Origin of the sequence: Qipengyuania gaetbuli (genome assembly GCF_020524765.1) — a bacterium.
Lineage (GTDB): Bacteria > Pseudomonadota > Alphaproteobacteria > Sphingomonadales > Sphingomonadaceae > Qipengyuania > Qipengyuania gaetbuli_A.
Genome location: NZ_JAIVLR010000002.1, coordinates 241,670 through 264,905 on the forward strand (window position 1 = coordinate 241,670; position 23,236 = coordinate 264,905).

The following is a 23,236-nucleotide window of genomic DNA, read 5'->3' on the forward strand; positions in this document are numbered from 1 at the left end:
CCAAGCGAAGGGGGGCGGACGGATCCGCCCCCGGCTGCCTCTTAGAAGCTGAAGCGAACACCCGCCGCGTAGCGCGGTGCACCACGATAGGCGAAGAAGGTGTTGTTCTCGCTGCGGCGGTAACCCTTCAGGTTCTCGCCGGTCAGGTTGATCGCTTCCGCGAACACCGTCAGCCCGTTGTCGAACTCGTACGAGGCGCTGGCGTCGATCTGCCAGTACTCGTCACGATAGAACGGGTTGGTCGGGTTCTGGCTGTAACCGGCCAGGAAGTCGTCACGCCAGTTCCACGCCGCACGAGCCTGGAACGGACCCTTGTCGTAGAACAGGACGGCGTTGGCGCTATCCGAAAGACCGACCAGCGCGAACTGCGGGATTCGGTAGGGCTGGGTGTTGTCGAACTCGGCATCGCCGTTGACGATGGTGTAGTTCAGGATGACACCGAAGCCGGTTTCCCAGAAGTTGTGCTGGAGCGCGAATTCCCAACCGTCGATCGTTGCCTTCTGGTCCGAGTTGATCGGAACGGAGATGTTGAACTCGAGCAGCGGATCGCCCGGAACGCCGAGGATGGCGGTCTGGCCGGTGACCGGGTTGAACGAGGTCGTCTCGGGGTAGTTGGCAATGATGTAGGCGCGGATGTCGTCGTTCGAGATGGCACCGCCGCCAAGGGCTGCACGCGCTTCTGCAGCACGCGGACCATTGTAGGGCTGGTAGACACCTTCGAAGAACTGCTGGATCCCGCCGACCGTGATGTAGTTCTCCACGTTCTTGCGGAAGTAGCCGACCGACATGTAGCTGGCGTTGCCGTAGTACCATTCGACCGAAGCGTCGAAGTTCTCCGACTTGAACGGCAGCAGGTTCGGGTTGCCCTGGTTACCGTCGCCACCGTCCACGCGGAACAGCGGGTTCAGGCTCAGGCCACCCTGCAGGTTGTCGTAGGTCGGGCGGGTGATCGTGTGGCTGTAGGAAGCACGGAAGATCACATCCTGGATCGGCTCGATGTCGAAGTCGATGTTCGGCAGCCAGAAGTCGTAGCTACCCTTGGCACGGGTGAAGTCACGAGCATCTGCGTAGCTGAGGTTGAACTCGTTCGCCGCAACCCAGGCCGAACCGTCGGGGATCAGCGAAAGAGCCCGCGAATCGACATCGGTCACTTCGTAACGAAGGCCCGTGATGAGGTGTGCCTCACCAGCGCCGACGTCGAACGAGAATGCCGCCTCGGCGTAAGGAGCCAGGGTCTTTTCCGTGATGCGACGGTCGATGTCCTGGACAGCAAGGCAGGTGCCGGGCTGTGCAGCGCCGGTTGCCGGGCTCGAGCAGATGCCGAACTGGCTTTCCAGCAGGTCGACCATGCGTTCCACGTCGAAGCCGTAGAAGCTCTGGATGATGTTCGGGTTATCGACACCTTCAAGGCCGCGGAACGCATCGGTCACGCTGATCGGGAAGAAGATGTCGTCCGGAATATCAGCCGGAGTGCCGAGGCCGCCCCAGGTATCGTTCTGGATGAAGCCGTAGGCCGACTGGACGCGGTTGTTGGTGTAGGTCACGCCGAAGTCGAGCGACTGCAGGAAGGAATCTGCTTCCGGCGTGTAGTTGCCGCTCAGCTGGACCTGATCGATCTCGTCCTTGAAGTAGGCATTGCGGAACGCGTTACCCGTGGCAAAGCGCTGCGCCACGTCGTTGCCGTCCGTACCGGTCGCATTCGTGTAGGAAATGACCGGCAGGTAGGACGTGTAGTCGATGGTCTGCGTCTGCACGTTGAACACGGCGGTGCCGACCGACAGGTTCGAACCGTACGGCAGCGTCGGCTTCGATTCTGCGCTCGAGCTGTGCGCGTCGAGCGTGAAGGTAAAGCCGTTGGGCGCTTCCCATTCGATGTTGCCACCCAGCGAGTGGTTGATCGAGCGGTTGGCCGTGAGCGAGCCGCTGTAGGAAAGGTCGGACGGTGCGCCGCCGAAGTTTTCCGAGTAGAACAGGATGTCCGCAACCGGGCCGTCACCCCACGCACTCGAAGTCGTGACGTGGTTGAACCAGATGCCGACCGAGCTCTGCGCGGCTTCGACAGTGTTCTGCGAGAAGGTGTAGTCGAGCGTCGCGGTGACGTTGTCGCCCAGCTTCGCCTGCAGCACGGCCTGGCCGTTGATGCGCTCGCGGTCGATGTTGGTGACGTTGTACGAACCGTTCTGCGGAACCGCGTAGACGGTGTTGGCGTCGGGGCGGTTTTCCTGGAGGTTGTAGTTACCACGCCAGTCGTTGCCCGGATCGCAGGGGATAGCGCCCCACTCGTTTTCGTAGCCGCTGCCGCAACCAAGGTAACCGTCGCGGAATTCGCTGAAGAACTGGTTGAAGCCCGATTTGCGCTTCTGGTAGCTGCCGGTGACAGCGATACCGATGCGGTCTTCGGCGAAGGTCTTGCTGATGACGCCCGAAACTTCCGGCGTGATGCTCACATCGTCGTTTTCGGATTCGTCATAGACGCCCTTGACGGCAAAGCTGCCGCTGAAGCCCGGATTGTTGAGCGGGCGCGGGGTGCGGATGTTGATCGACGAACCGATACCGCCCGAAGGAACGGTCGCGCGGCCGGTCTTGTAGACCTCGACGGCGACGACTGCTTCGGAAGCGAGGTTGCCGAAGTCGAACGAACGCGACGAAGGCGCGCTGGCGCCGTCACCGAGAGTCGAAGTCGGCATCTGGCGGCCGTTGAGCGTGACGAGGTTGTATTCCGGACCGAAGCCGCGAACCGTGACGCGGGCGCCTTCGCCGTTTTCACGGTCGATCGACACGCCGGTGATACGCTGCAGCGATTCGGCCAGGTTGGTATCGGGGAATTTGCCGATATCTTCTGCCGAAATCGCATCGACGACACCCTGCGCGTTGCGCTTGATGTTCATGGCATCGCGCAGCGAAGCGCGAATACCGGTGACGACGATAACGTCGTCTTCTGCGACGACTTCTTCAGCCGCCTCCTCGCCGGCAGTGGCGTCTTGCGCCATTGCCTGGGTGGCGCTGAGTCCCATTGCCACCACCGATGCCCCCGCCATGAATTTGGCAAAAGAGGGCTTACGTCCAAAAGCCATCTGTGATTCTCCTCCCAAGACATGCGCTTGGCGCGCACGCAAAGCTAAATGTGAACGTTCACCTATTTGATAACGTTCACTCGGTCAATTCCAGTGGATTCGTTTGCACAGAAATTGCGCGAAGTGTGACATTCCTGTTTCAGCTATTGCGCGCAACGCCCCCATTGCTCTCTTCGGCGCGTGGCGTTAGCGCCGCTGGCGATGTTCGACCCGCAGGCCTTCCGCAGCGCACTTGGCTCATTCGTGACCGGCGTCACCATCGTGACGACGCGCGATGCCGACGGGCGTCCGGTGGGCCTGACTGCCAACAGCTTCAATTCGGTGAGCCTCGACCCGCCGATGGTGCTGTGGAGCCTCTCGCTCCATTCGGGCAGCCTGCCGGTCTTTCGCGAGGCGCAGAGCTGGGCGGTCCACGTGCTGGCCGCAGACCAGCAGGCCATGTCCGACCGCTTTGCGCAGCCGGGCAACGACAAGTTTGCCGGGCTCGACGTGGTCGACGGGCCGGAAGGCGCGCCGCTGCTGGCAGGATACGCTGCGCGGTTCGGTTGCCGCGCCCGCTTCGAATACGAAGGCGGCGACCATGCGATCTTCCTCGGCGAAGTGGTCGAATTCGAGCGCCGCGATGCCGAACCGCTGATCTATCATTCCGGCCGGTACGGGCGTCTGATGCGCGCGCCGACCGGCGAGGATCTGGAGCACGAGGGCCTCGCGGAGAAATCGGGCGAGGGACTTGCCCTTACGGAACGCGGCCTTGAACTGCTGCGGGCGCTAGAAGGCATCGCGAAGCGCTAGACTCTCTCCTGCCCGCCCGATACCGGTTGCGAAAAGCAACCAGCAGGAGAGGCAGGCCATGAAGACTCGCATCACCGAAATGTTCGGCATCGAGCATCCGATCATCCAGGGCGGCATGCATTATGTCGGTTTCGCCGAAATGGCGGCAGCCGTGTCCAATGCCGGCGGTCTCGGCATCATCACCGGCCTGACGCAGGGCACGCCCGAAAAGCTCGCCAACGAGATCGCGCGCTGCAAGGACATGACCGACAAGCCCTTCGGCGTGAACCTGACCTTCCTGCCCACCGTCAACGCGCCCGATTATCCGGGGCTGGTGCGCGTGATCATCGAAGGCGGGGTGAAGATCGTGGAGACGGCGGGCAACAATCCCGCACAGGTCCTGCCCTATTTCAAGGATGCGGGCGTCAAGGTCATCCACAAGTGCACCAGCGTGCGCCACAGCCTCAAGGCCCAGTCGATCGGCTGCGACGCGGTTTCGGTCGACGGCTTCGAATGCGGCGGGCACCCGGGCGAGGACGACATCCCCAACATGATCCTGCTGCCCCGCGCGGCGGACGAGCTGGAAATCCCCTTCGTCGCCAGCGGCGGCATGGCCGATGGCCGCAGCCTCGTCGCCAGCCTCGCGATGGGCGCGGACGGCATCAACATGGGCACGCGCTTCATCGCCACCAAGGAAGCGCCGGTGCACGAGAACGTGAAGAAGGCGATCGTCGCGGCTTCCGAACTCGACACGCGCCTCGTCATGCGCCCGCTGCGAAACACCGAGCGCGTGATGACCAATGACGCAGTGGAGGAACTGCTCCGCATCGAGAAGGAAAAGGGCTCGGACCTCAAGTTCGAGGATATCATCGAACAGGTCGCCGGCGTTTATCCGCGCATCATGACCGAAGGCGACATGGATGCAGGCGCATGGTCCTGCGGCATGGTTGCAGGCCTCATCCACGACATCCCGACCTGCAAGGAGCTGATCGACGGCATCATGGCTCAGGCCGAGGAGATCATCACCAAGCGGCTTGCAGGTTTCCAGAACGCATAAGGTCCCCCCAGATGCTCGATACGTCCAAACGCTTCGCCTATTCCGAAGACCACGAGGCTTTCCGCGACACGGTGCGCAAGGTCTTTGCCGAACACATGACGCCCTATCTCGACCAGCACGAGGAAGAGGGCATCGTCCCGCGCAGCGCGTGGAAAGCGCTGGGCGAGGCGGGGATGCTGTGCCCCACGGTCGCGGAAGAGAACGGCGGGCTCGGCCTCGATTTCGGCTTCAATTGCGTGATCGCGGAAGAACTGAGCTACCTTGGCTCGTCTGCCGGATTCACGCTGCAGAACGACATCACGGTCAATTACTTCGAGCGGCTCGGCACCGAGGAGCAGAAGTCGAAATACCTGCCCGGCATGATCAGCGGCGATGTCATCACCGCCATCGCCATGACCGAGCCGGGTGCGGGCTCCGACCTGCAGGGCGTGCGCACCACCGCGACGCTCGACGGCGACGAATGGGTTATCAACGGCTCGAAGACCTACATCACCAACGGCCAGAATGCGGACGTGGTTATAGTGGTCGCCAAGACCGACCCCTCGCAGGGCGCCAAGGGCACCTCGCTCATCCTGGTCGATGCCGGCACGCCCGGTTTCGAGCGTGGGCGCAATCTCGACAAGATCGGTCAGCACGCCGCCGATACGTCCGAGCTTTTCTTCAACGACTGCCGCGTGCCGAAGGACAATCTGCTCGGCGGCGAAGGGCGGGGCTTCATCCATTTGATGGAGGAACTGCCGCAGGAACGCCTGTCGATCGCCGTCGGTGCGCAGGCCGGCGCCCAGCGCGCTTTCGACGAGGCGGTGAAGTTCACCAAGGACCGCAAGGCCTTCGGACGCACCGTGTTCGAATTCCAGAACACCAAGTTCGTGCTCGCAGACCTCGCCGCCAAGCTGCAGGTCGGCTGGGCGCATCTCGACTGGGCGATCCAGCGCCACCTCAAGGGCGAACTGACCACCGACGAGGCAAGCGCCGCCAAGCTGTGGCACACCGAACTGCAGTGGGAATGCTGCGACAAATCGCTGCAGCTGCATGGCGGGGCAGGCTACATGAACGAATATCCCATTGCCCGCCTGTGGCGCGATGCCCGCGTCCAGCGCATCTATGGCGGCACGAACGAGATCATGAAGGAAGTCGTCAGCCGCGCGATCTGAGGAGACAGACATGGCCAATCCGCTCGATTTTACCGGCAAGACCGTCCTCGTCGTCGGAGGGACGAGCGGAATCGGCAACGGCATCGCCCACGGCTTCCGCGAACAGGGGGCCGAGGTCCACGTGACCGGCACCAGGCCCAGCGCGGACGACTATTCGCCCGAAGACGGCAGCGTCCTCGAAGGGCTGACCTTCCATTCGCTCGACGTGGCGGACCGCGCGGCGCTCGATGCCTTCGCATGGCCCGAACGGCTCGACGTGGTGGTGCTGTGCCAGGGCATCGCCCGCTACAACCGCGACGAATTCAACCGCGAAGGCTGGGACGCGGTCATGGCGGTCAATCTCGATTCGCTGCTCGATTGTTCCAATGCCGTGCGCCCCAAGCTGGCGGATACCGGCGGATCGCTGATCATCATCAGCTCGATCGGCGGTTATCGCGGCCTGATCGGCAACCCGGCCTATGGCGCCAGCAAGGCGGCCGCGATCAGCATGGTCCGCTCGCTCAGCCTCGCCTTTGCGGCAGAAGGCATCCGCGTGAACGGCATTGCGCCGGGATACGTCCACACCAAGATCAACGACGCCTTTCTCGGCAACGAGAAGTTCCGCGATGCTACCATCGCAAGCACCCCGCGGGGCCGTCTCGGCCTGCCGCAGGACATGGCGGGCGCGGCGCTGTTCCTTGCCTCGCCGCTGGCCGATTACGTGGTCGGCCAGACAATCAGCGTCGATGGCGGCCTGAGCGTAGGGAACTGACACGGTGGAATACGTCAATCTCGGCCCTTCGGGCCTAAAGGTCTCGCGCCTGTGCCTCGGGTGCATGAGCTATGGCGACACCAGCAAAGGCTGGCATGGCGAGTGGGTGCTGTCGGAAGAGGACAGCCGCCCCTTCATCCGCGAGGCAGTGGAAGCGGGCATCAACTTCTTCGACACGGCCAACATGTACTCGATGGGCGCATCGGAAGAGGTCGTGGGCCGCCTGCTCCCCCAGTTCGCAAAGCGCGACGAGATCGTGCTGGCGACCAAGGCCTTCCTGCCCTGGCGGCAGGCGCCCAATACCGGCGGCAATTCGCGCAAGAGCCTGTTCCAGGCGATCGACGACAGCCTGGCGCGGCTCGGCATGGAATATGTCGACCTGTTCCAGATCCACCGCTGGGACGACACCACTCCGATCGAAGAAACGATGGAGGCGCTGCACGACATCGTGAAGGCGGGCAAGGCGCGCTACATCGGCGCATCCTCCATGGCCGCGTGGCAGTTCGCCAAGGCGCAGGAGGTAGCCCGCGCTAACGGCTGGACGCGCTTCATCTCGATGCAGAACCACGTCAACCTGCTCTACCGCGAGGAAGAGCGCGAGATGATCCCGCTCTGCCGCGACCAGGGCGTCGGCATCATTCCCTGGTCCCCGCTCGCGCGTGGCAAGCTCGCCCGCGCATGGGACGAGGCCACCGTGCGCAGCGAGACCGACGGGTTCGGCAAGCTGCTCTACACGCAGAACGTGGATGCGGATCGCGAGGTGATCGAGGCAGTCGGCCGGATCGCTGCCGATCGCGGCGTTTCGCGCGCGACCGTGGCGCTCGCATGGCATTTCGCCACGCCGGGCATCACTGCGCCGATTATCGGGGCGACCAAGCCGGGCCATATCGGCGCGGCGGTAGAGGCCATGGCGCTCGGTCTCACCCCCGACGAGGTCGACCGGCTGGAGAAGCCCTATCGCCCCAAGACGCCGGTGGGCGTCGCATCGACCGCGCCGCAGAACTGGTCGCTCACGCTCAAGGCCTCAAACCGGACATGAAAAATCCCGCCCGGCGCTACGCAAGCCGGGCGGGACAAGTTGACACCGCCTTTCGAGGGGGAAGGCTAAGTGGCGGTGCCTTGCAACCTTCAGGCGCTCGGAAGGAAGACGCCGTCCGTGACGTGGATCACGCCGTTGGTGGTCTTCACATCGGCCTGCACGACCTTGGTTTCGCGACCCAGGGCGTCGGTGACGACGATGGTGTGCCCATCGAAGCTGGCGGTCAGCGTCTCGCCCGCGACCGTTTCGAATTCATAGCTGCCACCGGCCTGCTTGATCGCGGCCGAAAGCTGGGCTGCCGGGATACGGCCCGAGACGACGTGATAGGTCAGCACGGTCTGCAGCTTGCCCTTGTTGGCCGGCTGCAGCAGCGCATCGACGGTGCCGGCCGGCAGTTCGCCGAATGCATCGTCGGTCGGCGCGAAGACGGTGAAGGGGCCGGGCGAAGACAGCGTGTCGACGAGGTCGGCGGCCTTGACGGCGGCGACCAGCCTGTCGTGCACACCGGTGCCCATGGCGGCCTCGACGATGTTGGGCTGGCTCTTCATCGAATGCTTGCCAAGGTTGTGCGCGACAGCCGGCGTCGCGGCGGCGAGCGCAAACCCGCCCATGGCAAGTACGGACGCCGCTGCTGCGGCCTTGAGCTGGTTCGAAATCGGCATTGAAACTCTCCTTTTCGTGCAAGCCCGTCCTTCTTGCGTGGGAGAGTTACGGAGCGTGTTGCCCCGCGGATGCATGCGGCCTCAGATTTTTTTCAGCTGGCCTTCCGCGACCACCGGCCCGGCATCGACGCCTTCCGGCTTGCCGCCCAGCGGCTCGCGCGTGAGGAGCAGCGGCGCACCGTCGGCCATCTTCGCCGCGACTGCCGGTTCCAGCGTCACGCGGCGTTCCTCGCCGGGCGCTACCACGCCTAGCGAGAGGAGCGGCGTATCGTCCTGCGGGACGAGCCACAGCTCGTGGTCGTGGACCCCATCGGCGGTCAGGCCGCTTGCCGAAACGAGCAGTTCGCCGCGGTCGGGCAGGTAGGTGACGGCCAGCCTAAGGTCGGTGTCCGCAATCGGCACCGATGCGACCAGCGGTGCTTCCGCCTGTGGCTGCACCTGAGGTGTGGTGGGCAGGGTCATGAACGTGAAGGCGAAGACGGCAATCGCTGCGGCAGCGGCGGCACTCACCGTGCCGAAGACCTGCCAGCGGCGCATCCGGTTCCTGAGATCGATGACCTCAGCCGACGGGGCAGCACCGTCCAGCGCCTCCTCGATGCGGCGCCAGACCTCTGCGCGCGGTGTCGCAGGCGAAATCTCGTCGAGCATCGGGGCCAGCCGGTCCTGCCACCAGGCAACCGCTGCCGCAAAGCTGGGATCGCTTGCCTCGCGGCCGCGCGCGGCCAGCAGTTCCTCGCCCTCCAGCAGGCCGAGCGCATATTCCGCGGTAAGCGTGTCGTCGTCGGGGCGGGGCGCATCGGTCATTCCCCCTTCTCCAGGCAAGTCTTCAGACGCGCAAGGGCGCGGCGGATCCGGCTCTTCATCGTCCCCAGCGGCGTTCCGCTGCTTTCTGCGAGGTCGGCGTAAGTGCGGCCTTCGAAGAAAGCGGAGCGGATGGCGCTACGCGGCTCGTCTTCCAGCTTTTCGATGCACTGGTGGACACGGGCCTCGCGCTCGGCGTCGATGAGCAGGTCTTCGGCGAGCGGAGATGCGTCCGCTATCGGCGCGGCCTCTTCCTCGCCGACGCTCGCCTGGCGCAGCTTGCCGGCGCGCAGGCGGTCGACCGCGCGGTTGCGGGCGAAGGTTGCCAGCCACGCAATCGGGCTCGCTCGGCCGGGATCGTACCGGTCGGCCCTGCGCCAGAGATTGATGTAGACGTCCTGCAACGCGTCCTCGGCTTCCTTCTCGTCCCCCAAGATACGCAGGCAGATGCCGAAAAGCTTCGCCGAGGTGGCGCGATAAATTTCCTCCAGCGCGCCGCGGTCCCCGCCTGCAAGGCGTGCCATGGCCGCCTTCAGCCTTTCGCGGGCCGCTGCGCTTGCCGGTTTCACGGGCAGCCGACCCCGCATTGCTTGCTGGTCGTCTCCACCTGGATGGTCGCGTGATTGATCCGGTGATGGTGCTCCAGCTCGTGCGCGGCTTCGCGCAGGAAGGCATCGCCCGGATGCCCGCCGGGCATGACGAGATGCGCGGTCAGCGCGGTTTCGGTGGTCGACATGGGCCAGATATGGAGGTCGTGCACCTCGCTCACCCCGTCCAGCGAGGCGAGATAGCCGCGGACGGCTTTTTCGGAGATACCCTTGGGCACGGCAAGCAAGCTCATGGCTAAGCTATCCTTGAGCAGCCCCCATGTTCCCCAGGCAATGACGGCCACGATGATCAGGCTGACCACCGGATCGATCCAGAGCGCCCCGGTATAAAGGATGGCGATCCCCGCCAGCACCACGCCGAGACTGACCAGCGCGTCGGCCGCCATGTGCAGGAAGGCGCCGCGGATATTGAGGTCATGCTCGCGCCCGCGAAGGAAAAGCAGGGCGGTGCCGGTGTTGATCGCGATGCCGATGCCGGCGACGATGATCATGGTCGTTCCGTCGACCGGCAGCGGATCGGTCATCCGGTGCGCGGTCTCGAACGCGATTGCACCAATTGCGACGAGCAAAAGCGCCGCATTGGCGAGCGCGGCGAGGATGGTCGAGCTCTTGTAGCCGTAGGTGAAACGCTCGTTCGGCGGACGCTTGGCAGCCACGCTGGCTCCCCAGGCCAGCAGCAGGGCAAGAACATCGGAAAGATTGTGCCCGGCGTCCGCGATCAGCGCCATCGAACCGGAAATCCATCCGTATGCAGCCTCGATGATCACGAAACCGCTGTTGAGGATGATGCCGATCAGGAATGCGCGGCCGAAATCCTTCGGTGCATGCGAGTGGCCATGGCCTCCATGGCCGTGCCCGTCATGACCGTGCCCCGCGTGCGCGTGATGGTGGCCGTGGCCTGTTCCCAATTTCGCCGGCTCCCCATGCCCCTAATCCCGCCCGACTGCCGTTTTTCCGGACATCCTTCAAGGAAAAACGCTGGAATACAGCGGGATACGAAATATCGCATCTGCAATGATATAACATACACCTACGGTGTTGCAGGGTAAAGGTCTGCTGTGCCGAACGCTGCCTATTCGTAAATGCAGGTGTCGAGACCGTCGCGGCCGACGACGCCGATACGGGCGGAAATGGTATTGCCGTGGCGCCGCAGCCAGCCGCCCGGGTTCTTGACCGACCGTTCCTTCGGCAAGGGGAGGGCTGCCGCCATGCGCGCCGCCTCCAGCGGGGTCAGCCGTGTTGCCGACTTGCCGAAATATCGCTGCGCCCCGGCTTCCGCGCCATAAGTGCCGATCCCCGTTTCCGCGACATTGAGATAGACCTCCATGATCCGCCGTTTGCCCCAGATATTCTCGATGAGAACGGTGAAATAGGCCTCCAGACCTTTGCGAAAATAGCCTCCGCCCTGCCACAGAAAGACGTTCTTCGCGGTCTGCTGGCTCACGGTCGAACCGCCGCGGATTCGCCCGCCCTTGGCATTCTGCTGGATGGCATTTTCGATGGCTTCGCGGTCGAAACCATCGTGCGTGCAGAATTTTCCGTCCTCTGCCGCGATGACGGCGCGCACCATGTTGCGGTCGATGTTCGACAGCGGTTCCCAATCCTTGGTGATACCGTTGCCGTCCATGATCATGGTCGCAGTCACCGGCACGGGCACGAATTTGAACAGCACGACCAGCGCGATGCTCAGGCCCAGGAAACCGACGAGGAAGCGGAAGAGGAAACGCACGACGACACGCATGCCAGCGCGTCTACTGTGCACGGACGCACCGCGCAATCGCGCTTGTTGATAGCGCGGCGGCATGCTCTGTTCCAATCCGCAACAGGGGAGAAGGACATGCGAGTCGACAGCAAATGGATCGGCGCCGCCGCAGTGGCGCTGGCAATGGGGGCAAGCCACGCGAGTGCCGATACCGGCGAAATCGCCAAGGCCGTGGAGGCAGACTATGCCGACCACCTGGGCGCGCTGTTCAGGCACTTCCACGAAAATCCCGAACTGTCCTTCCTCGAAACCAACACCGCCAAACGGATGGCAGCCGAATTGCGTGCGACCGGCATGGAGGTAACCGAAGGCGTCGGCGGGACCGGCGTCGTGGGCATGGTCCGCAACGGTCCGGGTCCGCTGGTCATGCTGCGTGCGGACATGGACGGCCTGCCTTTGCCGGAGAAATCCGGCCTGCCCTATGCATCCAAGGCCGTCCAGGTCGCGCAGGACGGCGTTGAATACCCCGTGATGCACGCCTGCGGGCATGATGTTCACATCACCTCCATGGTCGGCACCGCGCGGCAACTGATGGAGATGAAGGACCAGTGGTCCGGCACGCTGATGTTCGTCGTCCAGCCTGCGGAAGAGCGAGTGGGCGGGGCGGAGCTGATGCTCAAGGATGGCCTCTACGAACGCTTCGGCAAGCCCGATTACGCGGTCGCCTTCCATGTCGATGCGGACCTGTCGACCGGCAAGGTTTCGGGGTCGGAAGACATCGTCGGCTCGAGCGCGGATTCGGTGGACATCGTCGTGCCCGGTATCGGCGCGCATGGCGCATCGCCCCACCAGGGCCGCGATCCCGTCTATATCGGAGCGCAGATCGTGACGGCGCTCCAGTCGATCGACAGCCGCGAAGTGGGGCCGCTGTCACCGGTGGTCGTCACCGTGGGTTCATTCCATTCGGGCACCAAGCACAACATCATCTCCGACGAAGCGCGGCTTCAGCTCACGGTGCGCGCCAATGACGAGGAGGTGCGGGCCCAGGTCCACGAGGCGATCGAGCGGATCGCCGTCAATATCGGCCGCGCGCACGGCCTTCCCGAAGACCTGCTGCCGCGCGTCACCCGCACAGAAGGGACGCCGGTCACGGCAAACGATCCTGCGCTTGCGCGCCGACTTAATGCGGTGATGATCGACGCATTCGGCGAAGACGGCTTCCTGCCTGCGGTCCAGACCGGCATGGGGGCGGAAGATTTCGCCTATTTCGTCACCAAGGAACAGGGCGTGCCGGGCTATTACTTCGCGGTCGGGGGCACTCCGCCCGAAGACTTCGAGGCGGCCGCCAATGGCGGGCCGCCGGTCCCTTCGCATCACTCGCCGCTGTTCAAGATCTCGCCGCGCGAGAGCGTGACGCTGGGGACGCGTGCGATGATTGCCGCGGTGCTCGACCTGGCGCCTCCGAAATAGCGGGAGGCGCGCGCTCAGCGCTCGGCGGGGCGCCAGTCGATGGCTGACGTCAGGTCCAGCGGGTCCGGGAAATTTTCCGCCGTCCCGCCGAACCAGGTGGCGCGATATTTGACCAGCCAATCGCCCTTGGCCGGGCAGTAGAGATACAGGTCGGAAAGCGATGCCTGATGACCTTCGCCGGTGGAGTTTTCCGGCACATCGAACCGGATGGAAAGCGCTGCGGATGAGCGCGAACGGTCGGGCGAAGGCGAAATCCAGAAGCGGTTTTCCTGCGCACCCGGATACTTCGCGATCAGGCCTGCGCCGTCGGCAAAATTCTCGGCGCAGTTTACGCCTTTGATTTTGGGGTAGAGAAAGATGGTGACTGACAGCGTCCCGCCGTCGTTGACGAGCTTGTAGCGCACACCGGCATCTCGCCCGTCGGACGAAAACTCGGTGATCGAGGTTCGCTCGAACTGACCGACCTTGTCCGGGAAGACCACGCCTGCGCCCCTGTGCTTCCACGGGCCGGTTTGCTGCTCGATCCGTTTCTGCGCTTGGCCTTCGGACGGGAAAGACACTGCAATCCCTGCAATGGCCAGTGGAAGGCCAGTCGTCAAAGTGGTGAATTTCATCGGTCCCCCCTGGCTACCTCGAACCCACGCGACCTATGGCGATCGCTACCCACCTTTATTGAAGCGACCGGGGGACCGGAATGCAACCGCAAGGCAATGCCAATCCCAAGCACGCCTGGCAGTCACAGACGAAAAAGGGGCGGCACATGGCCGCCCCTTCCGTGTCTGTACTCAGGCGCGGATGCCTCAGGCGACGCCTGGCAGCAGCCTTTCGCCGGCAATACGCTGCATAGCCTTCTGGAGCTTCTCGAAGGCGCGCACCTCGATCTGGCGAATGCGTTCGCGGCTGACCGAATAAACCTGGCTGAGCTCTTCGAGCGTCTGCGGATTGTCCGTCAGGCGGCGTTCGGTGAGAATGTGCTTCTCGCGGTCGTTGAGGCTGTCCATCGCTTCCACGAGCATTTCGTGGCGGACTTCCTTTTCTTCCGCTTCGGCAACGGTTTCGTCCTGCAGCGGACGGTCGTCCGTCAGCCAGTCCTGCCATTCGCCCGAACCTTCTTCGCCGTTGCGCATCGGCGTGTTGAGCGAGCCGTCGCCGCCCATCATCATCCGGCGGTTCATGTTGACGACTTCCTGCTCCGGCACGCCGAGATCGGTCGCGATCTTCGTGACGTCGTCGGGGTGGAGGTCGGTGTCCTCGTAGGCGTCGAGATTCTTCTTCATGCGGCGCAGATTGAAGAACAGCTTCTTCTGCGCAGCGGTGGTGCCCATCTTCACGAGGCTCCACGAACGCAGGATGTATTCCTGGATCGAAGCCTTGATCCACCACATGGCATAGGTGGCGAGACGGAAGCCGCGATCGGCCTCGAACTTCTTTACGCCCTGCATAAGGCCGACATTGCCTTCGGAAATGAGGTCCGAGACGGGCAGGCCATAGCCGCGGTAGCCCATGGCGATTTTGGCTACGAGTCGCAGGTGCGAGGTCACGAGCTGCGCCGCAGCTTCGGGATCCTCGTGTTCCTCGAAACGCTTGGCGAGCATGTATTCCTGCTCAGCCGTCAGCACCGGGAACTTCTTGATTTCAGAGAGATAGCGGTTGAGGCTCTGCTCACCGCCGAGCGCCGGGACGCTCAAAGATTTTGCGTTAGACACTAATATCCTGACCTTTCTTGCGTCGACCTCTCTTGCCGGACCCCTGATGGGCATCCGGTCATTCGGGCCACTCGGTTACTTATACAGTAGCGGGCGCCGGATTGCACGGCCCTTTCGTCGATTTCAACGAGCGGTTTCGTCGATCAGTTCCCGCATATCGGCAGGCAATTCGGCGCAGAAATCCAAGGTTTCACCGGTGATAGGATGTCTGAATCCGAGCCTCGCGGCGTGCAGCGCCTGGCGGCGGAAATCGAGCCGTTCGAGAAGGGTCCGGAGGGCCTTGGGAGTGCGTCCATAGACAGGGTCTCCCAATAGCGCATGACCGATTGACGCACAGTGAACGCGGACCTGGTGCGTGCGGCCCGTTTCCAGCCTGCATTCGATCAGCGATGCACCTTCGAGCCGCTCCAGCGTCTCGAAATGCGTGACCGCGTGCTTCCCGCGCGAAGAGGTGTCGGGGAGGATCGTCATCTTCTTGCGATCCTTGTCCGACCGCCCGATGCGGCCCGAAACCGTGCCCGATGGAGGGTTCGGATGTCCGGCGCAGACCGCGAGGTAGCGGCGCGTTATCGAATGGTCGGCGAACTGCTTGGCAAGACCCTCGTGCGCTGCATCGGACTTGGCGACAACCAGCAGCCCGCTCGTGTCCTTGTCGATGCGGTGGACGATGCCGGGACGCTCGACCCCGTTGATGCCCGACAGCTTGCCGCGGCAGTGGTGGAGCAGGGCATTGACCAGCGTGCCTTCCAGATTGCCGGCAGCCGGGTGCACGACCATTCCGGCGGGTTTGTTGACCACCAGGAGGTCGTCGTCCTCGAACACGATGTCGAGCGGGATGTCCTGCGCGGGCGTGTCGAGCGGCTGGGGCGGGGGCAAGGCGATGCGCCAGTTTTCCTCGCCCCTGACCTTGGCGGACGCCGATTTCGCCACGGTCTTGCCGATCGTCACCGCGCCTTGGGCGATCAGCGTCTTGACCCGTTCGCGCGACAGGCCGCTGGCCTCGGCAAGCACCTTGTCGAGGCGACCGCCCTCTGACAGCGTTCCGGAGAGGATTTCTGGCTCGGCCATGCTAGGGCCATGCGCGATGACGCTCGAACTCTCAAGTGACGTGATGCAGCGCCTGCTGGATGAAGCGGCGAATGCCCACCCGCGCGAATGCTGCGGCGTGTTGCTCGGCGCCGATTCGCGGATCGAGGAAATTGTGCCCGCCGCCAACGTCCATGAGGAACCCGGGCACCATTTCGAGATCGATCCGCAGACCCTGATCGATGCCCACCGCGCTGCCCGCGCGGGCGGCCCGCAGGTGCTCGGCTATTACCACTCGCATCCCAACGGCCGCATCGGTCCGTCGCCCCGCGATGCCGAACTGGCGGCAGGCGACGGGGCGGTCTGGGCGATTATCGCGGCAGGCGGAGTCACCTTCTGGCGCTCGGGGGATGGCGGTTTCCATGCGCTTCCCTATGTGATCCGCGAACGCTAGAAGGCGCTTAATATATCGTACCCGACGGGATCTTCATGACTGACAGTACTTCCACCGATCTTGCGGCAATGCTCTGCTCGCGCCTGTGCCACGACATGCTCAGCCCGGTCGGCGCGCTCAGCAACGGGCTTGAACTGCTGGCGATGGAAACCGACCCCGAAATGCGTGCCAACGTGGTCGCGCTGCTGGAACAGAGCGCGGCGATTTCCACCAACAAGCTCAAGTTCTTCCGTCTCGCCTTCGGTGCGGCTGGCGGTTTCGGCGACCGCGTCGACGTGGCTGAACCGCGCGCGCTGATCGAGGCGCTGGTCGCGGACAAGAACAAGATCGAGATAAACTGGGCCATCGAGACCGCGAACCTCGGCAAGCCGGCGGTCAAGGTGCTCCTCAACTTCGCCCAGATCGCGATCGACGCGCTGGTGCGCGGCGGCACGCTGGATGTCGGCGCCGAAATCCGCGAAGGCAATTGCGAGATCGTGGTTCGCGCCAGCGGCCCCAAGATCGCGTTCGACGACACCATCGGCAAGGCGCTCGACGGCAGCCTGCCGGCCCACGAACTCTCCAGCCGCACTGCGGCGGCCCACATGATTGCCCTGCTGGCAGAGCAGACCGGCGGCGGTCTGCAATACGCCCGCACCGACGATACGCTGGTGATGGGCGCGGTCATGCCCGAAGGCGAAGGGCTCATCGGTTGAGCGCGGAGGGGAGCCGGGACGAACTCGTCCACCGCGAGGCGCTGTCACCCAATTTCGACGAGCGCGCGCTCCCCATCACCATGGTGGTCATCCATTATACCGAAATGCTCGGCGCGGAGGCCGCGCTGGAGCGTATGTGCGATCCCGAAACCAAGGTTTCCGCGCACTACCTCATCAGCGAGGAAGGCGAGGTCATCCGCCTCGTGCCCGAGGAAAAGCGCGCCTGGCATGCGGGCCTGTCCTACTGGCGCGGGCACAAAGACGTGAATTCGGCCAGCATCGGGATCGAGCTCGATCATCCCGGCCATCTCAACGGCTATCGCGACTTCTCCGAAGCGCAGTTCGAGGCTCTGGTGCCGCTGCTGGCGCGCATGGTGAAGCAATACGATATTCCGCGCGCCAACGTGGTCGGCCATTCCGACGTGGCACCGGCGCGCAAGATCGATCCGGGCGAACTGTTTCCGTGGGAACGGCTGGCGGAATACGGCCTGTGCCTTTCCACCCCGAAGATCGAACTGGGCGACCCGTTCGACAACGACGGGGCGTTCTATCTCGCGCTGGAGCGCTACGGCTACGACATCACCAACGGGCACAAGGCCGTGGAAGCGTTCCAGCGCCGCTGGCGCCCGCGCAAGATCGATGGCGAGATCGACGGCGAAATCCGTGCGATCCTGTTCCAGCTCCTGCTCGACCGGGACCGCGGCGCGCATCGGTAGCTTGCTGTTTCATCCGGCCGCGATGGCAGGGGTGTAGAAAACCCGTGCATGCGGCTGGCGGCCAAAGCGGTTAGGAGGGATGCTTCCCGACCAGCACGATGAAGGCCGCCGCTTGAACAAGACCAACCACGCATGGGCACTCGATGTCGCGATATTCCTCATCGCGACCGCGGGAACCTATGTTGCCCAATGGGCCGACCGCCCGATTACTGCCGTGCTGGTATATCTGAGCGGCGTTATCCTGATCGCAGTGCATTCGGGCCTCTTTGCTGCGCTGGGTTCGGCGATTGCCGCGTCGCTGGTCTACAATTTCTTCCTCAGCGAGCCGGTGTTCGAATTCGGGGTCACCACGGCGGACGAGGCCGTGCCGCTGATCGCTTTCAACGTCACCGCGCTCATCACCGGCCTGCTGGTCGGCAGGCTGCGCGACTCCGTCGACCGCGCGTCCCAGGCGCAGTTCAAGACCGCCTTCCTGCTGACCGTGAGCGACCGTCTCCAGCGCGCGCTCAAGGTGGAGGAAGTAGAGGCCGTCATGCGCGACCTCCTGCCGCGTCAGGGGGTAAGGTCGGTGAAGATATTCCTGTCCCAGGGCGACCTGTTCCTGCGTCCGAGTACGGGCGAAATCGTGACCTACCCGATAGGGCAGGAGCCGATGACGCCCGCTTCTGCCGGCACGCTGGATCCAATCGTGCTCGAATTGACCGGCGCACGGGGTGTGATCGGGATTGCCCAGTTCCACCTTGCCGAGGCGGGCAGTGACCGTCCGGGCATCCCCGACCTCAATTCGATTTCCGCACTCATTGCGCTGGCGATCGAGCGCTGCGTCCTGCTCGACGAAGTAGCCGAGGCGAGAGCGCAGGCGCGTAGCGAGGCGCTGAAGGATTCGCTGCTGTCTTCGGTTTCGCACGACCTGCGGACGCCCATAACGGTCATCGAGGCGGCAGCCGGGGCCCTGTCCTCGCCCGCTATCCGCCTGCCCGAGGAAGAGCGCGCAGCACTGCTCGCCTCGATCATAGAGCAGTGCCACCGGCTCGACCGCTATACCAGCGAACTGCTCGACGTGGGCCGGATCGAGGCCGGCGTCTCGCCCAAGGCGATGCAGGTCGTCGACCTCGGTGAACTGGCCAATCTCGCCTTACGGCAGGCTCGCACACTGTACCCGGATGTGGTGTTCGAACGCAGGCTGGGCGATGGTCCGGTGGTGATTTCGGCGAACCCGGCCATGGTCGAGCAGGCCATTTTCAACGTGCTCGACAATGCCGGCAAATACGGCGCGGGCGCTCCCGTCTCGATCGAGGTCGAAGCAAGTGACGGCGTCGCGCAGCTGTCCGTGACAGACCAGGGAGACGGTATCGACGGACCCGATCTCAAGCGGGTTTTCGAGCGGTTCTACAAGGGTAGCGCCCGTCGTGCCTCAGAAGGGTCCGGACTTGGCCTGTTCATCGCCAAGGGCTTCGTCGAAGGCTGCGGAGGCAGCATATCGGTGGAATCCCCGGCCAGCGAGGGCAGGGGGGCGCGGGTTTCGCTGCGGTTTCCCCTGCTCCAGCGCGACGAACGCAATAACGAGGCGCGGCCATGAAGATACTCATCGTCGATGACGAACCCTCCATCATCCGCACACTGAGGCCGGTCCTGTCCGCTCTCGGGCATGACGTGCTCGAGGCGGTGGATGCGAAAACCGCACTGGCCGCCGTAGGCGTCTCTGAGCTCGATCTCGTCCTGCTCGACCTGGGCCTACCCGATGCGGACGGGTCGGACCTTATCTCGACCTTCAAGAAGAAGGCCGAGGCGTCGGTGATCGTCGTTTCGGCCCGTCACATGGAAACGGACAAGGTCCGCGCTCTCGACCAAGGCGCGGACGACTACATCGACAAGCCGTTCGGCATGGAAGAGCTGCTTGCGCGGATTCGCGTGGTCGAACGGCGGCGCAACGAGGCGCGGGGCAAGGAACCCAAGGTCCTGCAATCGGACCTGTTGCGGGTCGATCTGAAAACGCGCGAGGTCGTCCTCATGGGCGAGCCGATCCATTTTTCGCCCAAGGAATTCGCCATTTTCGAAACCCTGGCGCGCAACGCGGGGCAGGTCGTGACGCAGCGGCGCCTGATGATCGCGGGTTGGGATGATCCGGTCGTCGATGGACAGTACCTGCGCAGCTATATCGCCATGCTCAGAGACAAGCTGGAGGTCGATCCGTCGGACCCGGAGCTTATCGTTACGGAGAGCGGGGTAGGCTATCGATTGACGGAGCCTCTCGTCCAGGTCGACTGAGCTTGCCCTCGCGTCCCGAGGCCGACTGGCTCGCCTTGGAAAAAGGCGTAGCCGGCGGTTGTGATCGAAGGTGTGAGGGGACTTCCGCCGGCTACGTGCGCCGAGATCGCTTGGGCGCTGAGTCGGCTTAGCCCAGATCCTGCAATCCCGTTCCCACGGCTTTTTAACGCAGGCATAAAAACGGCGTACGAACGGTTCTTTGCCAACCGCGCTATCCATCAGTCGAACGGCCCGGCAGCGGGCTTCCTGATGGAGCGAATAATCCGATGTCTCCCAATCTTACTTCCGTCCTCGTCCTCACGCTTGCGCTTGGCCTGTCGGCCTGCGGCAAGAAGAAGGTCGAGGATCTTCCGCCCGCTCCCGGTGCGGCGGTTTCGGCCCCCACCGCTTCTGGCAACTCGATGATACCGGGCAGCCAGGCCGACTTCCTCAGCCAGATGGCGGGCCAGGACGTGATCTTCTTCGATACCGATCGCTTCAATATCGACGATATCGATGCTGCCGCCCTTCGGTCGCAAGCGGCATGGCTCTCGAAATATCCGGGCAAACCTGCCCGTATCGAGGGCCATGCCGACGAACGCGGTACGCGCGAATACAACCTCGCGCTGGGCGAGCGGCGTGCAAATGCCGCTCGCAACTACCTTATCTCCCTCGGGATCGACGAGCGGCGACTGACTGCCGTCAGCTACGGCAAGGAACGCCCCGTGGAACTGGGTAGCAATGAAGCCGCATGGGCCAAGAACAGGCGCGCCGTCACCATCACGATCGACGCGCAGTAAACGGGGGTGATCCAAGGGGGGCAGGGAGAATGACGCGATGAAACTGGTGTCCTTGCAACTCGGCTCCGAACAGGACGAATTCTACGACCGGCAGGATGCTTTCGTGCGCAAGTATTCGTTGTTGCTCGGAGCGGTCTTCCTTGCCAGCATCGCGGCCGGTCTCTTCGTCGGCTGAGCTTCGCGCTTGGATAAATCGGCGGGGCGCATTATCTGCACCCTTGCCAGGGGGCCGGGCAGCCGCGGATGCTTGCATCCGAGGAAAGTCCGGGCTCCACGAAACGAGGGTGGCGGGTAACGCCCGCCGGGGGCGACCCCAGGGAAAGTGCCGCAGAAAGCAAACCGCCGATGGCCCGCTTGCGGGATCAGGCAAGGATGAAAGGGTGCGGTAAGAGCGCACCGGGGCGCTGGCAACAGGGCTCGCACGGTAAACCCCACCCGGAGCAAGGCCGAATAGGGGCGGCACGTTCCCGCAAGGGAGCAGATGCGTTTCGCATCGACCGCCCGGGTTGGCTGCTTGAGCCATGGGGCAACCCATGGCCCAGACGAATGGCTGCCGCCACAGATACGGTCCGGTCTTCCGGATACCGTCTGCGGAGACAGAACCCGGCTTACAGGCCCCCTGGCATCACTATCGGGAAATCAGTCCTGCTTGCGGACGGCGATGCTGCCGTCTTCGGCCTCGAACGCCTGGATCCGGCGTCGGCTGTCGCCTTCAAGCACCAGCGCGGTAAGTACCCCGGTGCGGAAGGCGCCGGTGTCGATCCCGACGCGGTCGCCCGTGTCCTCGACTTCCTCGAAGATCGTATGCCCGTGGACGACGACGTGGCTGAAAGGCTCGGCGTGATCGAGGAAACGCTCACGGATCCACAGGAGGTCCTTGCGCTTCTGTTCCTCGACCGGGCGCTTGGGATTGATGCCGGCATGGACGAGGACATAGTCGCCGACCACGATCATGTCCTCGAAGGCCGCGAGGAAATCGCGGTGCTTCTGCGGAACGATCTTGTGCATTGCCTTCTGCACCTCGGCAATCTGCATGCGATTGTATTCCTTGCGCTTGAGCCCGTAGCTCAGCACCGTCTCGCGGCCACCGTGGCGCAGGAAATGGCGGAGCACTTCCTTGTCCTCGAAGCTTTCGAGGAACATTTCCTCGTGATTGCCGGCCAGATAGCGAACCTTGCGCGTCTTGCCCCAGCTGCGCGCCAGCTTGATGACACCTGCACTGTCCGGCCCGCGGTCGACGAGGTCGCCGAGGAATACCACGGTGGAATTTGCCGGGGCACAGGCCGCATCGTCCGCCTCGATCGCCTCCTGCAGGGCCTGAAGCAGGTCGAGCCGGCCATGGATATCGCCGATAACGTACCAGCGCTCACCCTGCGGGACGTGCGCGATGCGGCCCACCTTTTCTGGCTTGCGGAAAATCTGGCGAAGAGCGTTGAGCATGGTTCGAAGCGGTTACCTGTTGCGGGCGCATTTAGGGGTTAGCCGTCATGGCAGCAAGCGATGAGCGAGGGGTGAATGCGTTCGCAGTTGCACAATAGACACGCTTCACGCTGCGATAGCGAAAAGATGAAGCAGCTATCTTGCGCAGATGAAGAGGATATTGCACCTTTATTTCGATTTCGCCCGAGGAGCTCTTTCAAGAATCGGGACCCGGCGAAAACGCAGGTGGGACGAAGCACCAATCCGAACCCAAGGAGTTCGAAATGCTCACGTCCTTTCGCGGCCGTCTGGCCGTATCCCTCGCCGCCCTTGCATGCGGCATCTCCTCCCCGGCGCTTGCGCAGGACGAAGAAGAATCCGGCCCGATCACCGTATCGGCCAATGCTGCCCTGACCACCGACTACCGTTTCCGCGGCGTATCGCTTTCGGGCGGTGACCCGGCGATCCAGGGCGGCGTCGACGTCGCGCACGAAAGCGGCTTCTACGTCGGCGTATGGGCATCCTCCATCGATGGCGGAGATGTCTACGGCGAGATGGAATTCGACATTTACGGCGGCTGGTCGGGCCAGTTGACCGACGCGGTCAGTCTCGATGTCGGCCTGCTCTATTACGCCTATCCGACCGAGGAACTGGGCCTCGATACCGATTATTGGGAGCCTTACGCCTCCGTCGGCTTCAACCTCGGCCCGGCAGAGGCGACCGTTGGCGTTGCCTACGCCTTCGAACAGGATTCGCTCGGCGGCGACGACAACCTCTATGTCTACACCGATCTCAGTGCCGGCCTGCCGGGCACGCCGGTCACGGTGACCGGACACCTCGGCTATACCGATGGCGCACTGGCTCCGCCGCTGCTTGCCGGCGATGCAGACGACAGCGGCATGGACTGGTCGATCGGCGCGAGCGTGACGGCCGGTATTCTCGAAGTGGGCGTGTCCTACGTCGGCGTCGAGGGCCCCTCGATCGATGGCTTCACCGACGATGCGCTGGTCGGGACGATCACAGCCAGCTTCTGATTTCGCACGAGGTCAACCGGAGGGGGCTCGTCCTTGTGACGGGCCCCCTT

Annotated in this window: 24 protein-coding genes and 1 other RNA gene; 15 read left to right on the forward strand and 10 right to left on the reverse strand. The window is 63.7% G+C overall.

What is annotated here, in order from left to right; all coding sequences use genetic code 11:
- Window positions 1-41: 41 nt before the first annotated feature.
- Complete coding sequence (locus LC083_RS09685) at window positions 42-3,014, reverse strand: TonB-dependent receptor (RefSeq protein ID WP_226700221.1); 2,973 nt, start codon at window positions 3,012-3,014, stop codon at window positions 42-44.
- 240 nt (window positions 3,015-3,254) lie between these two features.
- On the opposite strand from LC083_RS09685, the gene LC083_RS09690 reads away from it, so the two are divergent.
- Genes LC083_RS09690 through LC083_RS09710 form a run of 5 tightly spaced genes read left to right on the forward strand, consistent with a single transcriptional unit; the run spans window position 3,255 to window position 7,846 of the window.
- The gene (locus LC083_RS09690; protein WP_226700222.1) at window positions 3,255-3,866 is read left to right on the forward strand and encodes a flavin reductase family protein; all 612 of its coding nucleotides are present in this window, start codon (window positions 3,255-3,257) and stop codon (window positions 3,864-3,866) included.
- 58 nt (window positions 3,867-3,924) lie between these two features.
- Window positions 3,925-4,902: an NAD(P)H-dependent flavin oxidoreductase gene (locus LC083_RS09695; RefSeq protein ID WP_222554524.1), complete on the forward strand. Its 978-nt coding sequence runs from the start codon at window positions 3,925-3,927 to the stop codon at window positions 4,900-4,902.
- Between the two features lie 11 nt (window positions 4,903-4,913).
- Window positions 4,914-6,056, forward strand: coding sequence for an acyl-CoA dehydrogenase family protein (locus tag LC083_RS09700; protein ID WP_226700223.1), 1,143 nt, complete (start codon window positions 4,914-4,916; stop codon window positions 6,054-6,056).
- Window positions 6,057-6,066: 10 nt separating this feature from the next.
- Window positions 6,067-6,807 carry an SDR family NAD(P)-dependent oxidoreductase gene (locus tag LC083_RS09705; protein ID WP_226700224.1) on the forward strand — a complete coding sequence of 247 codons (741 nt, stop codon included), beginning with the start codon at window positions 6,067-6,069 and terminating at the stop codon, window positions 6,805-6,807.
- A gap of 4 nt (window positions 6,808-6,811) precedes the next feature.
- Window positions 6,812-7,846, forward strand: coding sequence for an aldo/keto reductase (locus LC083_RS09710; RefSeq protein ID WP_226700225.1), 1,035 nt, complete (start codon window positions 6,812-6,814; stop codon window positions 7,844-7,846).
- Window positions 7,847-7,935: 89 nt separating this feature from the next.
- On the opposite strand, the gene LC083_RS09715 is transcribed toward LC083_RS09710, so the two are convergent.
- The 5 genes from LC083_RS09715 to mtgA all read right to left on the reverse strand — a co-directional run bounded on the left by LC083_RS09715 (window position 7,936) and on the right by mtgA (window position 11,658).
- Complete coding sequence (locus LC083_RS09715; RefSeq protein ID WP_226700226.1) at window positions 7,936-8,508, reverse strand: fasciclin domain-containing protein; 573 nt, start codon at window positions 8,506-8,508, stop codon at window positions 7,936-7,938.
- An 81-nt stretch (window positions 8,509-8,589) separates the two neighbouring features.
- A complete protein-coding gene (locus tag LC083_RS09720) occupies window positions 8,590-9,312 on the reverse strand; it encodes an anti-sigma factor domain-containing protein (protein WP_226700227.1) in 723 nt (240 codons plus the stop codon).
- Window positions 9,309-9,878, reverse strand: a complete 570-nt coding sequence (locus LC083_RS09725; protein WP_226700228.1) for a sigma-70 family RNA polymerase sigma factor — start codon at window positions 9,876-9,878, stop codon at window positions 9,309-9,311. Before LC083_RS09725 ends, LC083_RS09720 begins: the two co-directional genes overlap by 4 nt.
- Window positions 9,875-10,825, reverse strand: coding sequence for a cation diffusion facilitator family transporter (locus LC083_RS09730; protein ID WP_226700229.1), 951 nt, complete (start codon window positions 10,823-10,825; stop codon window positions 9,875-9,877). Before LC083_RS09730 ends, LC083_RS09725 begins: the two co-directional genes overlap by 4 nt.
- Window positions 10,826-10,989: 164 nt before the next feature.
- The gene (gene mtgA, locus LC083_RS09735; RefSeq protein WP_226700230.1) at window positions 10,990-11,658 is read right to left on the reverse strand and encodes a monofunctional biosynthetic peptidoglycan transglycosylase; all 669 of its coding nucleotides are present in this window, start codon (window positions 11,656-11,658) and stop codon (window positions 10,990-10,992) included.
- A 96-nt stretch (window positions 11,659-11,754) separates the two neighbouring features.
- On the opposite strand from mtgA, the gene LC083_RS09740 reads away from it, so the two are divergent.
- On the forward strand, window positions 11,755-13,089 hold the full coding sequence (locus tag LC083_RS09740) for a M20 metallopeptidase family protein (protein ID WP_226700231.1): 1,335 nt from the start codon (window positions 11,755-11,757) through the stop codon (window positions 13,087-13,089).
- A 14-nt stretch (window positions 13,090-13,103) separates the two neighbouring features.
- Here the strand turns inward: LC083_RS09740 and LC083_RS09745 are convergent, their stop codons facing one another.
- The 3 genes from LC083_RS09745 to LC083_RS09755 all read right to left on the reverse strand — a co-directional run bounded on the left by LC083_RS09745 (window position 13,104) and on the right by LC083_RS09755 (window position 15,863).
- The gene (locus LC083_RS09745) at window positions 13,104-13,703 is read right to left on the reverse strand and encodes a hypothetical protein (RefSeq protein ID WP_226700232.1); all 600 of its coding nucleotides are present in this window, start codon (window positions 13,701-13,703) and stop codon (window positions 13,104-13,106) included.
- A gap of 186 nt (window positions 13,704-13,889) precedes the next feature.
- Complete coding sequence (gene rpoH / locus LC083_RS09750; RefSeq protein ID WP_264187267.1) at window positions 13,890-14,849, reverse strand: RNA polymerase sigma factor RpoH; 960 nt, start codon at window positions 14,847-14,849, stop codon at window positions 13,890-13,892.
- A gap of 69 nt (window positions 14,850-14,918) precedes the next feature.
- The gene (locus LC083_RS09755) at window positions 14,919-15,863 is read right to left on the reverse strand and encodes an RluA family pseudouridine synthase (protein WP_226700234.1); all 945 of its coding nucleotides are present in this window, start codon (window positions 15,861-15,863) and stop codon (window positions 14,919-14,921) included.
- Between the two features lie 16 nt (window positions 15,864-15,879).
- On the opposite strand from LC083_RS09755, the gene LC083_RS09760 reads away from it, so the two are divergent.
- The 8 genes from LC083_RS09760 (at window position 15,880) to rnpB (ending at window position 21,360) form a co-directional block, all read left to right on the forward strand.
- A complete protein-coding gene (locus LC083_RS09760) occupies window positions 15,880-16,275 on the forward strand; it encodes a Mov34/MPN/PAD-1 family protein (RefSeq protein ID WP_226700235.1) in 396 nt (131 codons plus the stop codon).
- Window positions 16,276-16,310: 35 nt separating this feature from the next.
- The gene (locus LC083_RS09765; protein WP_226700236.1) at window positions 16,311-16,970 is read left to right on the forward strand and encodes a histidine phosphotransferase family protein; all 660 of its coding nucleotides are present in this window, start codon (window positions 16,311-16,313) and stop codon (window positions 16,968-16,970) included.
- Window positions 16,971-17,050: 80 nt separating this feature from the next.
- Window positions 17,051-17,686, forward strand: coding sequence for an N-acetylmuramoyl-L-alanine amidase (locus LC083_RS09770; protein ID WP_226700787.1), 636 nt, complete (start codon window positions 17,051-17,053; stop codon window positions 17,684-17,686).
- A 112-nt stretch (window positions 17,687-17,798) separates the two neighbouring features.
- A complete protein-coding gene (locus LC083_RS09775) occupies window positions 17,799-19,265 on the forward strand; it encodes an ATP-binding protein (RefSeq protein ID WP_226700237.1) in 1,467 nt (488 codons plus the stop codon).
- Entirely contained in the window at window positions 19,262-19,954 is a 693-nt protein-coding gene (locus LC083_RS09780; RefSeq protein ID WP_226700238.1) for a response regulator, read from the forward strand. The genes LC083_RS09775 and LC083_RS09780 overlap by 4 nt, the downstream gene beginning before the upstream one ends.
- A 266-nt stretch (window positions 19,955-20,220) precedes the next feature.
- Window positions 20,221-20,733 carry a peptidoglycan-associated lipoprotein Pal gene (gene pal, locus LC083_RS09785; protein WP_226700239.1) on the forward strand — a complete coding sequence of 171 codons (513 nt, stop codon included), beginning with the start codon at window positions 20,221-20,223 and terminating at the stop codon, window positions 20,731-20,733.
- A 37-nt stretch (window positions 20,734-20,770) separates the two neighbouring features.
- On the forward strand, window positions 20,771-20,908 hold the full coding sequence (locus LC083_RS09790; RefSeq protein ID WP_226700240.1) for a hypothetical protein: 138 nt from the start codon (window positions 20,771-20,773) through the stop codon (window positions 20,906-20,908).
- Window positions 20,909-20,954: 46 nt separating this feature from the next.
- Window positions 20,955-21,360, forward strand: an RNA gene (rnpB, locus tag LC083_RS09795) — RNase P RNA component class A.
- A 12-nt stretch (window positions 21,361-21,372) separates the two neighbouring features.
- Here rnpB and LC083_RS09800 read toward each other — a convergent pair.
- Complete coding sequence (locus LC083_RS09800; RefSeq protein ID WP_226700241.1) at window positions 21,373-22,173, reverse strand: metallophosphoesterase family protein; 801 nt, start codon at window positions 22,171-22,173, stop codon at window positions 21,373-21,375.
- Window positions 22,174-22,436: 263 nt separating this feature from the next.
- On the opposite strand from LC083_RS09800, the gene LC083_RS09805 reads away from it, so the two are divergent.
- Complete coding sequence (locus LC083_RS09805; protein WP_226700242.1) at window positions 22,437-23,186, forward strand: TorF family putative porin; 750 nt, start codon at window positions 22,437-22,439, stop codon at window positions 23,184-23,186.
- Window positions 23,187-23,236: the final 50 nt, after the last annotated feature.